This is a genomic window from Streptomyces sp. NBC_01197 (assembly GCF_036010505.1).
GTDB lineage: Bacteria > Actinomycetota > Actinomycetes > Streptomycetales > Streptomycetaceae > Streptomyces.
This window is the reverse complement of the sequence record NZ_CP108569.1, coordinates 4,363,711-4,377,920: the sequence shown is the minus strand read 5'-3', so window position 1 is coordinate 4,377,920 and position 14,210 is coordinate 4,363,711. Positions and strand designations below refer to the sequence as shown.

The following is a 14,210-nucleotide window of genomic DNA, read 5'->3' as shown; positions in this document are numbered from 1 at the left end:
CGGGATCACCGCACCCGCTCCCGCAGGAGGACAGGAACATGCTTGACGCCTTCACCCCCTGGCCCGAAGAGGAAGCGGCAGGCTACCGGCGGGCCGGGCACTGGCAGGGCCGCACGCTCGGCGATCTGCTGCGGGACTGGGCACGTGAACACAGCACGCGGACCGCTCTGGTGCACAGCGGCAGCCGCATGACGTACGCGAATCTGAACCGGCGGGTGGACCGCGTGGCCGCCGGTCTCCGGCTGCGCGGCATCCGTCCGGGAGACCGGGTGGTGGTGCAGCTGCCGAATGTGCCCGAGTTCGTCGTGACGGTGTTCGCGCTCTTCCGAACCGGGGCGATCCCGGTGTTGTGCCCCGTCGCTCACCGTGCTGCCGAGATCAGCCATCTCGTCCGCAGGACCGGGGCTGTCGGCTACGTCGGTCCCGATTCCTACCGCAATTTCGACCACGCCGGGATGGCTTCCGGCATCTCCGCCGAATTCCCCTTCCTGCGGCGCGTCTTCACCTGGTCCGGGGCCGGTACGCCGGCCGGCGGGTTCTCCGTGTCGTCGGACGGGTGCCTCTCCTTCCCGCTGAGCTCCATCGACGCCCCGCCCGAGCCCGACCCGCCGCTCGACGCCGGGTCGGTGGCCTTCTTCCTGTTGCCCGGCTTCCTGTCGTCCGGCTTGCTGATGTCCGGCGGGAGGGCCGCACTGGGAACGCCCGCCCCGCCCGAGCTGATCCCGCGTGCCCATGACGACTACGCGTACCAGACCCGCGCCACCGGCGAACTCCTCGGGCTCACCCGGGAGGACGTGTATCTGGCGGCTCTGCCTGCGGAGTCCAACTTCGCCTTCGGCTGCCCCGGCATCGTCGGCACTCTCGCCGTCGGCGGAACCGTCGTCCTGATCGAGGACCCGGGACCCGCGGAGGCCTTCCGCGCCATCGAAGGCGAACGCGTGACGTTCACGTCCGTCGTACCGGCCATCGCCTCGCAGTGGCTGGACGCCCTGCCCGGCGCGGCAGAGGATCTGTCGAGTCTGCGGGTGATGCAGATCGGGGGAGCACCTCTGCACCGTGCGTCGGCGGAACGTCTGGCGCCCGGATCGGGCTGCCGGGTGCAGAAGGTGTACGCAAGGGGCGAAGGGGTCTTGTCCGCCGTCCGCCTGGACGCACCCGGCAACCTCATCATCGAGCAGGCGTCACAGGCGTAAACAGGCTTCAGCGGCGTCACAGGCATCACCGGCGCCCAGGGGCCGACCGGCACACTCATCGCCAACTTGCAGCTCAGCGAGGTGGTCAGGCGCTGTCCTCCGGCCGGTACTCGCCGGCCCGGGGCGGCTGTGCCCGGTCCGCCAGTGCCTGCGCCAGGTCGATGGCGGAAGCCACCCGTACGGCGAAGCTCTCCGCGTACACCGCGTCGGGCCGTTCGAAGGCGAGGCGGCTCGCCCCGCGCAGGAACGTCACGACCCCCAGCGTCCTCCCCCGGCTCCGCAGCACCGTGCACAGCGCGTGCACGGTGCCCGGCGGCCACTGCCGCTCCGACGCCCACGCGGCGGATGCGCCCCTGGCCGTACCTTCCGCCGAAGCCGACGCCGAAGCTGACGCGGACGCGGATACGGGTGTGGATGCCGACGCCGACCTGGGCGCGGCCGCCGCGCTGGTCCGTACCGCTCCGGTCCTGGCCACCGCCTGGAGCGCCGGATGGCCCGCCTGGTAGCGCACCGGCAGGGCGGCGCCCGCCGCCGGCAGGCACGGCCCGGACGCGCCTCCGGATGGCGTCTCTGCCACCCGTACGAGCCGCTCGGCCGGCGCCCCCGCGGAGGAGGGCCCGGACGAGCCGGAGAGCGCGTCGGCGGATATGCCGGTGCTGTCAGCTCTGTTGCCGGTGCTGTCGGCTCCGTCGGCTCCGTCGGCTCCGTCGATGATGTCGATCAGCGCATGGTCGGCGAACCCGGCCAGCGCGAAGTCCAGATACGACGTCGCCGCCTCCATCGGGTCCTCGCACTCGGCGGCCACCCGCGAGGCGCGGTGCAGCTGGTTGCCCCGGAAGCGGAGCCGGCTCGCCTCCTGCTCGGCCTGCTTGGCCGCGGTGATGTCGCGGAACAGCCAGCCGACCCCAAGCGGAACCGGCTCCTCCGTAAGCGGTGAGGCCAGCCGCAGGAACCCGCTGCGCCAGCAGCGCCGCCGCTCACCCTCCGCAGTGCGCAGCGTCACCCACATATCGGCGGGCGCCGGAAGCGCCCCTTCGGCCAGTACGTGCTGGAGCGCGCCCTCCAGTTCCTCGACGCCCTGCACGATCAGGTCGCCCAGCGGGCGTCCCAGCAGCGTGGTGCGCCCCGCCGAGAGCGCCCTCGCGGCATGGGCGTTGACGACGGTCGGCCGCAGATCGACATCGACCAGGACGACCCCCCAGGAGGCGTCGTCGAACATGGCCTCGCTGAGCGCGATCGCCCGTTCCAGATCGATCTGCGCGTGGACCTCGCCGAACGCGCAGTACACCCCGGCCGGTGTGCCGTCCGGACCGCGCACCCCGGAGGACTGGGTCCGTACGAGCACCCGCCCGCCGTCCTTGCGCAGCAGCGCGAACTCGTGGACCTGGCGGCCCGGCCCGCGCATCGCCGTCATCAGCCGGCCCTGCACCTCGCCGGCGTCCGCGGCCCGTACCGCCCAGCCCGCGAAGCCGGTACGCCCGACGGCCTCGTCGGCTGACCAGCCGAGAATCCGCTCGGCCTCGCGATTCCAGTGCGTGACTACCCCGTCCGCGTCGAACGCGCAGAGCGCGGCGTCCATCCCGTCCAGCAGAGCCGCCAGCAGATCGGAGCCCGGGCTGCCCGGGTCACCGGAACCACCGGCACCGTCGGAACCACCGGCACCGTCGGGAGCGCCGGGCGGAACACCGGGACCAGGAACCCCTCCAGCCCCCGATGCCCCACCGGGCTCGGGCTCATCGGGCCCCAGCGCACTGGCTGCCTCGATCCGGGAACCACTCATCCGGCACCCCCAACAGGACGCGTCCGCCGCATGTACTGCATGTACCGCACGTCAGATCATTCAACGCGAACGTGACGCAGCGCACACCCGACTTACGGAAATAAGTTCCGGCCATGGCAAGTCCATACGGCCGGGGTGCCGGGTTCCAGCCGTTCTCCCCCGGCCTCGCCCCCCGCTGATTAATTCGGTTGAACCGGTCCGGAGGGGCTCCTAAAGTCGGCGGCACGCTAGAAGGGAGGTGTTCCGGAAGTGATTTCTTCTCGGACTTGCGAGGTGGCTGCGGGCTGACGGCCCGTCGTCGCACTCTGTGCAGTGCCGGCAGACCGCCGGCCGAAATCCCAAGCAGTCACCGACCCGCGGGCTCGCCGGTAAGTCCGGCCGGCTCCTCCGCAAGGAGGGACCAGAGCCCGCGGGTTTCTGCGTGCACAGCCCAGTGCAGGAACCCCGCCCGGAGGCCGCGCCGGACGCCGCGTGCAGAAGCCCGTTCAGAGGCCCCCGGGCGCACCCGTACGCATCCCCCTCAAGGGCAGAGCCGCTCCACACGCCACGCCGGACCCGTCTCGCCGCTCTCCGTGCGTACGTACCGCAGCCGGTCGTGCAGCCTGTTCTCGTGGCCCTGCCAGAATTCCGCCGTGCCGGGAGCCACCCGGTAACCGCCCCAGTCCTCCGGCACCGGGACCTCGGTGCCCTCCGGGTAGCGGGCCGCCAACTCCTCGTAACGGCTGGTCAGTTCCTCGCGTGAGGCGATCACCGACGACTGGGCGCTCGCCCACGCGCCGAGCTGTGAGCCGTGCGGGCGGGTGCGGAAGTACCCCACCGTCTCCTCGCGGGCGATACGGGATGCCGTGCCCGTGACCATGATCTGGCGGGCGATCCGGTGCCAGGGGAAGAGCAGCGAGACCTGGGGGTTGGCGGCCAGTTCGAGGCCCTTGCGGGAGCCGTAGTTGGTGAAGAAGACGAAGCCGTCCGCGTCGAAGTGCTTGAGCAGCACCGTACGGGCGGATGGGCTGCCCTGCGGGGTCGCGGTCGAGACGACCATCGCGTTCGGTTCGTGCAGTCCGCCCGCGACGGCGTCGGCGAACCAGCGGGCGAACTGGTCCATCGGAGCGGCGGCGAGGTCCGCCTCCGCGAGGACGGAGGAACGGTACTGCTCGCGCATCACGGCGGGATTCAGATCATGGTTCGGCACGGGACCATCCTGCCGCAAAGGGGATGTGTGCCGGATGTCACGCTTCCCCGCACCGGCGGGAGCCGTCAGACTCGTCCCTCCGCCCCCGGACATGCCAGCCGACATGTCCACCACACCGAACCGCCCTGAATCGACCCGAAGGCCGAACCCAGCCCGCCGAACCCAGCCCGCCGAACCCGTAGACCGAACGCATCACGAGGAGCCGCCCGATGTCCGACGCCGCTGCCGCAGCCGCTTTCGTACCCGGACTCGAAGGAGTCGTCGCATTCGAGACCGAGATCGCCGAACCGGACAAGGAGGGCGGCGCGCTGCGGTACCGCGGCGTCGACATCGAGGATCTGGTCGGCCAGGTGTCCTTCGGGAACGTCTGGGGTCTGCTGGTCGACGGCGCGTTCAATCCCGGGCTGCCGCCCGCCGAGCCGTTCCCGATCCCGGTGCACTCCGGGGACATCCGGGTCGACGTGCAGTCCGCGCTGGCGATGCTCGCGCCCGTCTGGGGCCTGAAACCGCTGCTCGACATCGACGAGCGCACCGCGCGTGACGATCTGGCGCGCGCGGCCGTGATGGCCCTCTCGTACGTCGCCCAGTCGGCGCGTGGCCAGGGCAGCCCGATGGTTCCGCAGAGCGAGATCGACAAGGCGGATTCGGTCGTCGAGCGCTTCATGATCCGCTGGCGCGGTGAGCCGGATCCCAAGCACGTCAAGGCGGTTGACGCGTACTGGACGTCGGCCGCCGAGCACGGAATGAACGCCTCCACCTTCACCGCCCGGGTCATCGCGTCGACCGGCGCCGATGTCGCCGCCGCACTCTCGGGTGCGGTGGGCGCGATGTCCGGGCCGCTGCACGGCGGGGCGCCGTCGCGGGTACTCGGGATGATCGAGGAGATCGAGCGGACGGGCGACGCGAGCGCGTACGTGAAGCGGGCGCTGGACCAGGGCGAGCGGCTGATGGGCTTCGGCCACCGCGTCTACCGCGCCGAGGACCCGCGGGCCCGGGTCCTGCGCCGTACGGCCCGGGAGCTGGCCGCGCCGCGCTTCGAGGTCGCCGAGGCGCTGGAGAAGGCGGCCCTGGAGGAGTTGCACGCCAGGCGCCCCGACCGGGTGCTGGCCACGAACGTGGAGTTCTGGGCGGCGATCGTGCTGGACTTCGCGGAGGTCCCGGCGCACATGTTCACGTCGATGTTCACGTGCGCCCGCACGGCGGGCTGGAGCGCGCACATCCTGGAGCAGAAGCGCACGGGGCGGCTGGTGCGGCCTTCGGCGCGGTACGTGGGGCCCGGAACGCGTAGTCCTCGCGAGATCGAGGGGTACGGCAGCATCACGGGGTGAGGGTGGCGGCGCCCTCCCGTGCCGGCGCCCGCAGTTGGCCGGGGAGAGCGGTAGCCGGGGCGGATCGCGGTGGCTACGGTCGATCGTGGGCAGAGTCGTACCGGAGTACGGAGAACCTACGGAGGACCTGTGCGCACCGGAAAGCTGTTGTCCCACGTCGATGAGCGTTGGCCCAAGGGGCGTCGGCTCGTGGTTGCCGGGTGGGCCCTGAGGCTGGCGGGAGCAGTGCTGGGCATCACGGGCTGGCTGGTCTTCCAAGCAGGACTGAACAGCGATCACCTGCCGGGCATGCTCCACCCGGCCTGGTGGCTGCGTGGGGTGGGGAGCCTAGCGGCGGTCGGTGTCGCCCTGAGGGTCTTCGGGGCCGGCCGTCGCCTCGTGGTGCAGGGCAAGCGGTACACAGCCGATGTGATCGACTCGTTCGACGCCCTGGCGGGCACCCGCTATGTCCTGTACCTGCGCCCATTCTCGAACGACGCGGTCATGGCCGCGCTGGACACCGACATCCTGGGCGGCGGGGCTGGCCCGGCCAACTTGTTCTTCCTCTCCGGGCTGACCCACGAGGAGAAGTTGGTGCACCGCTTCGGGCTCTTCGGCCGGGTCATCGCGGTCGGCAGGCCCGGGGAGCACCTTCCGCCGATCGGCGCGGTGCGCGGGCAGTTACCCCTCGATGACTGGCAATCCACCGTCAGCTCGCTGATCGAGGGAGCTCAGGTGGTGCTGATGGCGGCGGGCCTCGGTCCGGGGACGGTGTGGGAGTTCACGGAAGCGGTACGCCTCCTGCGACCGGCCACGAGGCTGGTTGTGCTGGTCTACTGCGATGCCCCCGCCTACGAGCGCTTCCGCGAGGCGGTCGCCGTTGAGTACGCGCGGCGTTCGCGGACCGAGCCGCAGACGGCCGGCACCGCGTGGCCGCCGTTGCCCGCGCTGCCGGACTATCCGCCTCCCGCCCGCCCCACGCGCCCACGCTGGGAAATCTGGCTCAACGGAGGCCGGAAAAGGCTGCGTTGGGACTTCGTCCTCAAAGGCATGGTGGTGTTCGATCCGGGCTGGGAGGCCACCTTCACACGCTTCGACCCGACGGCGTTGCGGATGCCGTCCTGGTTCACCTTGCGCCGCCTGGTCAAGCGGGAAACGGGGCCCATCATGGAGCAGTTGGAAGCACTGGCACCACGGAATTGACCGGGCACGCCCCGCGCACCGTTACGCCCCGCCCGCCCGCGCACCACGACAGAACCCAACAGCCCCGTACCAAAGGGGACTTCAACCACTTACTCTCGAAGCAGTGTGCCGTCGCACACGGGGAGGACGGGCCATGACCACCGACGGGGGACAGTGGGCAGTGGGTTCCGGCGGCTTCGGCGCCCCGGTGCCGACAGGCTGGGCGTACGCCCCCTCCGCGCCCCAACCCGGAACCGTGCCTCTGCGCCCGCTGGATTCGGGTGACATCATGCGCGGCGTCCTCACCACCATGCCGCGCTACGCCAGGCCGCTCTACCTCCCCCTGCTCGCCTTCGCTCTCGGCTTCACCGTGCTGCTCAGCGGCTGCGCCCTCGCCGCCTGGACGCTGATCACGCCACTGCCTGCGCCCGGCACCCGGACAACCACCCCTCACCTGCTGGAGATGGCCGAGGTCATCGGCATTGCCGCTCTCCCTTTGTTGATCTACGCCACCGTCGCGTACGCCGCCACCGCGACAGTCAGCACCACTGTGCTAGGCCACTACGCCGTACTCGGCCGCCCGCGCCCGATAGCCAGCCGGGCCTGGGCGGAGGGCCGACGCCACCTGTGGCGCGTGCTGGGCACCCAGCTTCTGATCAGTCTGACCACGGGGGCCATTCTGCTCGCCTCCACGCTGCCGGCCATCCTGCTCGGCACCATCCTGCACAGCACGACCGCCGCGGCCTTCAGCTTGCTCCTGCTCATCCCCGGTCTGCTCGGCGCCCTCTATGCAGGAGGACGGCTCCTCCTCGCCGTACCGGTGACGGTCCTGGAGAACAAGCGCCCGGCCGCCGCGATGCGCCGGTCCTGGACGCTCAGCCACGGAACCTGGTGGCGTGGTGTCGGCGTTGCGTGCCTGGCCCGGATGATCGGCTACGCAGCAACCCAGTTGATCACTACCGTGGCGGGAACGATCGCGACACAGCTCGCCCCGTTGGGTGCGCTCGACGGCACCCGGAGCGGTCAGTCGTTCCCGCTGTCGGCGTCCGACTTGATCCTTCCGGCCACCGTCGTCGTACTCGCCGCCGTGACCGCCGCGACGCTCAGGGCACCGCTGACCCCCCTCACCCTCGGCCTGCTGTACATCGACCGGCGCATCCGGCTGGAGAACCTCCACACAGGCCTTTTCGCAGCATCGGTCGGCACGGCCGACCACGCGGGCGGCCAGGGCCCTCCCTTCGCTTCGCCGGGACCAACCTGAGCGGTGGGGTAACTGCTCGCAGCTACGCGCAAACGGGTCCAGAGCGGCGGGGACTCAACAGAGTCGGGCAGTCCCGCGACCGTGGCCCACCGCTACGCCAAACGCGCTGCCTACTACACCGAACTTTGTTCGGCCCAGAATGAGGTGAGGGCTCGAGCGCTGCGGACTGGGTCTTGCACCATCCACCAGTGCCCCACCTCGTCGAGGGTTGCGACCCGGGCTCCTGCCCGGGCTGCGGACCGGCGGCGCATGTCCTGGGAGCCAACGAGATGGTCGTCGGTGCCGACGATGGCAAGGCCGGGGCGTGCTGCGGCGGCGGGGAGGTTCTGGCCCAGTTCGGCCATGACCGGTTGGATGGCGGAACGGTAGAAAGCGAGGATGGCCTGTCCCATTTGCGGCCCCTGAGCGGCGGCCAGCCGTGCGGCGACCGGCCTGTTGATGCCTCTGGCGACCATGCGCTCGGTGCGTTCGTCGAGCGTGCCGCCCAGCAAGTCCGCGACCGACTTCTCGCCAGTCTCGGGCATTTGCCATTGCTGGGCGAGGTCGTGCCAGACATAGTCCGGATCAAACACGCCCAGGGAGTCGCTGACCCAGGTCCGCAGCAGGTCGGGCCTTGTCATGGCAACGGAGACGACCGTGCTGCCGCCCACGTCGTGGCCGACGAGGTCGATTGGCTCGCCGAGTGTCTCCAACTCCGTGACGAGCCAGTCTCGGTAGGCGGACACGGTGCAGCCGAAGCCGGACGGGATGGGCGTGCCGAAGCCGGGCGGGGACAGGCGCAGGACGTCCATCCGGTCCAGTTCGGCGCACAGCGGGTCCCATATCGCGGCGGTCTCGGGGTTGCCGTTCACGAATACTGCAGTCATGAGGCTCCTGGGGCTCAGATGGCGAGCAAGGTCCCCCCATCCTCACAAACTTGTTGTTCGACAAGCAAGTTAGTTCCAGTGTGTGCGATATTCTCGCGATCATGCCGTCCGAACAGCGCACCCCGGCCCGCAGGGCACGTCGCACCCAGGAACAGCGGCGCACCGCGACGAGAGCCGCGTTGCTCATGGCGGCCGCGGAGCTGGTAGTGGAATCCGGAGTGCGCGCGGTGACCCTGGCTCGCGTCGGTGAGCGGGCCGGGTACAGCCGGGGAATCGTCACCCACCACTTCGGCTCGAAACAGGCGCTGCTCGATGCGCTGGCGAAGTCCATCCAGAGCGGGTTCGTCCCGGGCGCCGGCGACCTGCCGCCCGGGCTCGAACGCCTGGTACTCCTGATCGAAGGCTACGTCAGTGAACTCGGCCGCGACGGAGTTGCCAGCCGGGCGTTCCTGTTGCTGTGGGCCGAGGCGTCGACGGCTTCCGAACTCTCCTCGCTCTTCCGGGAACGCGACGAGGCATTCCGGGCAGAGCTACGCGACGACGTCGCCGCAGGTATCGCGGACGGCACGATAGGAGCGGACACCGACCCGCAGGACGTGGCCGTGGCGGTTCTGGGACAGTTGCGGGGCATCGGAATGCAGCGCCTGTTGGACTCGGACGCCGTCGACACCCAGCGGCTCAGCCGTACTGTCGCTGAGCAGTGGCGCCAGGCATTGTCGGCATAGACGGAAGGAGTAAATAGGGACGCCCCGCAGAGGTGTTGACCAACGGCCACCCACAACGACGTCAATCTGTCAGGACGTCTTAGTGTGCTCAGGTGACGGAATTCAGAGCCCTCGACGACAGCATGAACTGGCAGCAGGACTTCGAGCGGCGCCTGCGCGCCTCGTACACCGCCGCCGGGCTCGGTGCGGCTGCGGTGGAGCGCAGGATCGACGGCGTACGCGACGGCATCAGGGACTGGACCGTCGCCGAGATCACGGACGCCGAGACCCGGGTGGGACACGTCGTCGTGACCGTGGCCGATCGGAACGGCACCTGAATCGGACTGCCCATACCCCCGTGTACGCCGACCTGATCAGTCTGGAAGCAGAGGTCGAGTCGGTCGAGGCGTCGGCGGATGGAGCCGCCCGAGCCTCGGGACTCGGGACTCAGGTGCCGGGACTCAGGTACCCCGCCCTCACTCTTTTGGGCGTACGCGGAGAGGACTCCTGGCGGATGTGAGCTTCGGGACCCGGGCGTCGGGACGCGAGCTTCGGGATGAAAGAGCGATCCCGTGGCTGTCGAGCACTTTAGCCCTGCCCTGTCCGCGCCCGCATCACCGCGCCCGTACCCGATGGCCAAGCCCGGCTACGGCAAACGTTCTGCCCCAAATCAACTCCCCCGTTGCACCGACGACTTCACGTTGCTGCCGGAACGGGAGCGCTACATCGCCGGGTTCGTGGACCATCTGCCCGAGGGTGCGGCGATGAACGTAAAGAGCCTCGCCAAACAACTTCCGCTCTACGGACAGCAGGCCATCAGCACCGCGCTGACCGCGCTGTCGGTCGCCGGTCATCTCCGTCGCGTACGGCGTCTCGTCGGCGAAGGCGATCAGGTCCGCTGGGTCTTCCGCACCTTCTGGTCCCGCACCGCACGCGACAACGAATGGTGGGCCGCCCACCTCGTGGAACGGGATCAGCAGGACGTACGAGAAGGGGTGCCGTCCGCACCCGTGACGTCTGCACCCGTCGTGCCCGTACCGACCCTGGAACGGCCCACCCCGGAACGGCCGACCCCGGATCCGGCCCCGGACAGCAGCCCCTCGCCCGCCTACCTCGCTCTGGCCCAACTCGGCCGGAACGACGCCCGGCTGGCGCTCTCCGCCGTCGACTGTGCGGCTCTGGAGGGGTTGGCCGCCGACTGGCTGGCGCGTGGGGTGAACACGGACTACCTCACCCGGGCCCTGTCCGCCGGGCTGCCCTCCCACATCGCCTCACCGGTCGGCTTCGTGCGCCGCCGTCTCACCGACAAGATCCCTCCAGCGCTGCCCGCTGCCCCGGTCGCCGGCCCTGGCCTGCGCCTGATGGTGGAGTGCACCCGTTGCGGCACACCCGGACGTGCCGAAGCCCTTCCCGACGGTCTGTGCCGGCCCTGCCACCGGGCCGACGCCCCGGAGACCTCGCCGTCTCCCGGCGAAGGCCGCCCCGACTCCCCAGCCGGGCCCGATGTCCGGGCTCACGCGGGCCGCCTCCGTGAGTTGCTCAGGGCCACCTGAACCGGGGAAGACTCCCGCTCACCGAGCGCCCTCTCACCCCAGCGCCCCTTCCACCAGGGTGCCCCACTGCTCCACCACGCGCTCCCGGCGCACCCCGTCGTCCGTGAGCAGGTTCGCCAGGCCCAGCCCCCGTGCCATGTCCAGCAGGCCCTGCACCGTTTCCCGTACGCCGGGCACCGACTCGTCCGCCCGCAGCAGCTGTACGGCGATCCGGTGCGACTCGCGGCCGACCCGGGCCTCCAGTTCCGTGACGCGGGCGTGCAGCTGCGGTTCGTCGGACGCGGCCACCCACAGGTGCAGGGCGGCCCGGAACAGCGGGCCGGTGTAGAGACCGACCAGGGCCGCCACCACGGTGCGGCGGTCCTGCGGGGGCAGGGTACGCAGGGCGGTCGAGCGCTCCTCGGCCACGTACTCCACCGCCGCCGTGAACAGGTCCTCGCGGGTCGGGAAGTGGTGCTGCGCCGCGCCCCGTGAGACGCCCGCGCGTTCCGCGACGGCGGAGACGGTGGAGCCTGCCCAGCCGTGTTCGGCAAGGCAGGAGACCGCTGCTTCCAGCAGGCGCTGCCGGGTCGCGCGGCTGCGGTCCTGCTTGGGGCCCCGGCCCGTACGGTCCGGATCGCCAACACCGACCTGATTGCCGGCACTGCCCGGAACGCCGACACCGACCGGATTGCCGGCACTGCCCGGATCGCCGCCCATGTCCGTCACAACACCCATGCGGGATCCCGTCGTTCGAGGAAGGCCAGTACCCCCTCGTGCGCCTGGGCCGACGCGAAGAGGGCCGCCGAGTGGGCGATGAGGTCTTCCGTGTTGCGGTCGAAGTTCTCCAGCACCGTAGCGGTGACCAGGGACTTCGATGCGGCCAGGCCCTGCGGGGAGGCCCTGCGCAGTCCGTCCACGACTGGCGCGAGTGCCGCGTCCACGTCGTCGGCCGTGGCCGTGATCAGTCCCGTACGGGCGGCTTCGGCGGCGTCGAACCGTTCGCCCGTGAGGTAGTAGCGTGCCGCCGCCCGCGCGTCCATGCGCGGCAGCAGCGGTATCGAGATGACGGCGGGGGCCAGGCCGAGCCGGGACTCGGTGAAGGCGAAGGAGGCCGCCGGCCCCGCCATCGCGATGTCGCAGGAGCCGAGCAGTCCGAGTCCGCCGGCCCGTACATGACCGGTGACGCGGGCGACCACGGGCCGTGGGTGCGCGACGATCGCCCGCATCAGCCCCACGAACGCGGCCGGGTCCGGCGGCCCCTTGAGGTCCGCGCCCGCGCAGAAGGTGTTCCCGGTGTGGGTGAGGACCACCGCACGTACGGAGTCGTCCCCGGCTGCCGCCGACAGCGCCTGCTCCAGCTCCGCCACCAGCTGTGCGGAGAGCGCGTTGCGGCTCTGCGGTGCGTCCAGTGTCAGGGTGGTGATCCCCCGGCCGTCGTGCACCGTCCGGATCACGCCGGGCGGCGATGACGTGGGTGACATGGGTGGATTGGATGTCGTGGGTGCCACGGACGACTTGGGTGTCGTGGACGTCATGCGCTGTGCTCCCTGGTCTCCCGGCCGCTGGTCCGCCGTTCCCGTGCGCGCAGTTCACGCCGGAGGATCTTCCCCGATGTGGCACGCGGGACGGCCCCGATGAATTCGGCCCGCCGGACCTTCTTGTACGGGGCGACGCGCTCCGCGACGTACGCCATCAGCTCCTCCTCCGTGAGGTGCGCGCCCGCCTGCCGGACGGCGAATGCCTTGGGCACCTCGTTGCCGTCCTCGTCGTACACACCGATGACCGCCGCGTCGGCGATGGCTGGGTGGGTGAGCAGCAGCGCCTCCAGTTCGGCGGGGGCCACCTGGAAGCCCTTGTACTTGATGAGTTCCTTGACCCGGTCGACGATGAAGAGCCAGCCGTCCTCGTCCACCCGGCCGACGTCCCCGGTGTGCACCCAGCCGTCCTCGTCGATCATCCCGGCGGTGGCCTCGGGCCTGCCGAGGTAGCCCTTCATGACCTGCGGCCCGCGGATGGCGACCTCACCCTCCTCGCCCGCACCGAGATCACGCGCGGGCCCCTCCAGCGAGAGGATGCGCATCTCCGTGCTGGGGAACAGCTTCCCGACGGCTCCCGGCGGCGGGTTCTCCGCGTCGAGGGGCACGACGTGTGTACCGGGTGACAGCTCCGTCATCCCGTACGCCTGGCGCACCGGCGGCAGCCCGAGCCGGGCCGAACAGGCGGCGGCCAGAGCCGAGTCGAGCGGGGCGGCGGCGCTGACGATGTACTCCAGCGACGACAGGTCGTAGCGCGTGACGGACGGATGCTTGGCCAGGGCGAGGACGATCGGCGGGGCCACGTACAGCCCGTTGATGCGGTACTTCTCGATGGCGGCCAGGAACTGGCCCAGCTCGAACCGTGGCAGCACCACCACCGTCGCGCCGTACCGCAGCGGTGCGTTGAGCAGGGCGGTGAGTCCGTAGATGTGGAAGAAGGGCAGCACGGCGAGGATCCGCTCCCCGGGTCCCATCCGGGCGAACGGGTGCAGCTGGGCCAGGTTGGTGGAGATGGACCGGTGGGTGAGCATGACGCCCTTGGGGGTGCCGGTGGTACCCGACGAATAGGGCAGGACGGCGATGTCCTCAGCGGGGTCGATAGGGACGGCCACGTCGGGTGTGTGGGTGTGGGGACGATCCCGGGCCCCCGGCAGGGCGAGCACCGTGCGGTGTCCTTCGGCCCGGTCGCAGACGAATATCTCCTCGACCCCGCCGACCAGTTCGGCCGCCCGGCGGGCCACGTCGAGCAGCCGCGACACCGTGATGATCCACCGCGCGGCGCAGTCCCGTATCTGTTTGGCGAACTCCTCCGGCGTGGCGAGCGGGTGCACGGTGGTGACCGTGGCGCCCGCCCGGCTCGCGCCGTGGAAGACGACGGGGTAGGCGATGCTGTTGGGGCTGTGCAGGGCGACGACATCGCCCTTGCACACACCGGCGGCGGCCAGCCCTGCGGCGACCGCCCGGTGCCGGGCGTCCAGTTGGCGGTAGCTGACGGTGGTGCCGTCCACCGCGTCGATCAGTGCGGGGGCGTCGCCGTACTCGTGCGCCCGGCCGATTACCGCTTCGTGAATGGGCTGGTCGAGAACCGCTACATCCTCGTACTCGTTGTGGAACACCATCTCGCTGTGGAACACCATGCCAGTCCCCTTCGACGCGCG

At 70.6% G+C, this 14,210-nt stretch carries 13 protein-coding genes; 7 read left to right on the top strand and 6 right to left on the bottom strand.

The window, feature by feature from the left end:
• Nucleotides 1-38: 38 nt before the first annotated feature.
• Nucleotides 39-1,193, top strand: a complete 1,155-nt coding sequence (locus OG452_RS20080) for an AMP-binding protein (RefSeq protein ID WP_327296957.1) — start codon at nucleotides 39-41, stop codon at nucleotides 1,191-1,193.
• 85 nt (nucleotides 1,194-1,278) lie between these two features.
• On the opposite strand, the gene OG452_RS20075 is transcribed toward OG452_RS20080, so the two are convergent.
• Together OG452_RS20075 and pdxH are read right to left on the bottom strand one after the other, a co-directional pair.
• Nucleotides 1,279-2,973 (bottom strand): PAS domain-containing protein, encoded by a 1,695-nt coding sequence (locus OG452_RS20075; RefSeq protein ID WP_327296956.1) that lies wholly within the window; start codon nucleotides 2,971-2,973, stop codon nucleotides 1,279-1,281.
• A 520-nt stretch (nucleotides 2,974-3,493) separates the two neighbouring features.
• On the bottom strand, nucleotides 3,494-4,132 hold the full coding sequence (gene pdxH, locus OG452_RS20070; RefSeq protein WP_327299704.1) for a pyridoxamine 5'-phosphate oxidase: 639 nt from the start codon (nucleotides 4,130-4,132) through the stop codon (nucleotides 3,494-3,496).
• Nucleotides 4,133-4,371: 239 nt separating this feature from the next.
• Between pdxH and OG452_RS20065 the strand changes: the two genes are divergently transcribed.
• The 3 genes from OG452_RS20065 to OG452_RS20055 all read left to right on the top strand — a co-directional run bounded on the left by OG452_RS20065 (nucleotide 4,372) and on the right by OG452_RS20055 (nucleotide 7,912).
• Nucleotides 4,372-5,490 (top strand): citrate synthase 2, encoded by a 1,119-nt coding sequence (locus OG452_RS20065; RefSeq protein WP_327296955.1) that lies wholly within the window; start codon nucleotides 4,372-4,374, stop codon nucleotides 5,488-5,490.
• Between the two features lie 129 nt (nucleotides 5,491-5,619).
• On the top strand, nucleotides 5,620-6,672 hold the full coding sequence (locus OG452_RS20060) for a hypothetical protein (RefSeq protein ID WP_327296954.1): 1,053 nt from the start codon (nucleotides 5,620-5,622) through the stop codon (nucleotides 6,670-6,672).
• Between the two features lie 133 nt (nucleotides 6,673-6,805).
• On the top strand, nucleotides 6,806-7,912 hold the full coding sequence (locus tag OG452_RS20055; protein WP_327296953.1) for a hypothetical protein: 1,107 nt from the start codon (nucleotides 6,806-6,808) through the stop codon (nucleotides 7,910-7,912).
• Nucleotides 7,913-8,025: 113 nt separating this feature from the next.
• On the opposite strand, the gene OG452_RS20050 is transcribed toward OG452_RS20055, so the two are convergent.
• The gene (locus OG452_RS20050; RefSeq protein ID WP_327296952.1) at nucleotides 8,026-8,778 is read right to left on the bottom strand and encodes an alpha/beta fold hydrolase; all 753 of its coding nucleotides are present in this window, start codon (nucleotides 8,776-8,778) and stop codon (nucleotides 8,026-8,028) included.
• A 101-nt stretch (nucleotides 8,779-8,879) separates the two neighbouring features.
• On the opposite strand from OG452_RS20050, the gene OG452_RS20045 reads away from it, so the two are divergent.
• From OG452_RS20045 to OG452_RS20035, 3 genes are all read left to right on the top strand, one after another.
• Nucleotides 8,880-9,503 (top strand): TetR/AcrR family transcriptional regulator, encoded by a 624-nt coding sequence (locus OG452_RS20045; RefSeq protein ID WP_327296951.1) that lies wholly within the window; start codon nucleotides 8,880-8,882, stop codon nucleotides 9,501-9,503.
• 92 nt (nucleotides 9,504-9,595) lie between these two features.
• Complete coding sequence (locus tag OG452_RS20040; protein WP_327296950.1) at nucleotides 9,596-9,820, top strand: hypothetical protein; 225 nt, start codon at nucleotides 9,596-9,598, stop codon at nucleotides 9,818-9,820.
• 234 nt (nucleotides 9,821-10,054) lie between these two features.
• On the top strand, nucleotides 10,055-11,035 hold the full coding sequence (locus OG452_RS20035) for a MarR family transcriptional regulator (protein WP_327296949.1): 981 nt from the start codon (nucleotides 10,055-10,057) through the stop codon (nucleotides 11,033-11,035).
• Between the two features lie 33 nt (nucleotides 11,036-11,068).
• On the opposite strand, the gene OG452_RS20030 is transcribed toward OG452_RS20035, so the two are convergent.
• The 3 genes from OG452_RS20030 to OG452_RS20020 are packed head-to-tail and all read right to left on the bottom strand — an operon-like array spanning nucleotide 11,069 to nucleotide 14,171.
• Nucleotides 11,069-11,752: a TetR/AcrR family transcriptional regulator gene (locus OG452_RS20030; protein WP_327296948.1), complete on the bottom strand. Its 684-nt coding sequence runs from the start codon at nucleotides 11,750-11,752 to the stop codon at nucleotides 11,069-11,071.
• Nucleotides 11,740-12,498 carry an enoyl-CoA hydratase family protein gene (locus tag OG452_RS20025; protein ID WP_327296947.1) on the bottom strand — a complete coding sequence of 253 codons (759 nt, stop codon included), beginning with the start codon at nucleotides 12,496-12,498 and terminating at the stop codon, nucleotides 11,740-11,742. Before OG452_RS20025 ends, OG452_RS20030 begins: the two co-directional genes overlap by 13 nt.
• Nucleotides 12,499-12,548: 50 nt before the next feature.
• Nucleotides 12,549-14,171, bottom strand: a complete 1,623-nt coding sequence (locus OG452_RS20020) for a 4-coumarate--CoA ligase family protein (RefSeq protein WP_327299703.1) — start codon at nucleotides 14,169-14,171, stop codon at nucleotides 12,549-12,551.
• Nucleotides 14,172-14,210 lie beyond the last annotated feature (39 nt).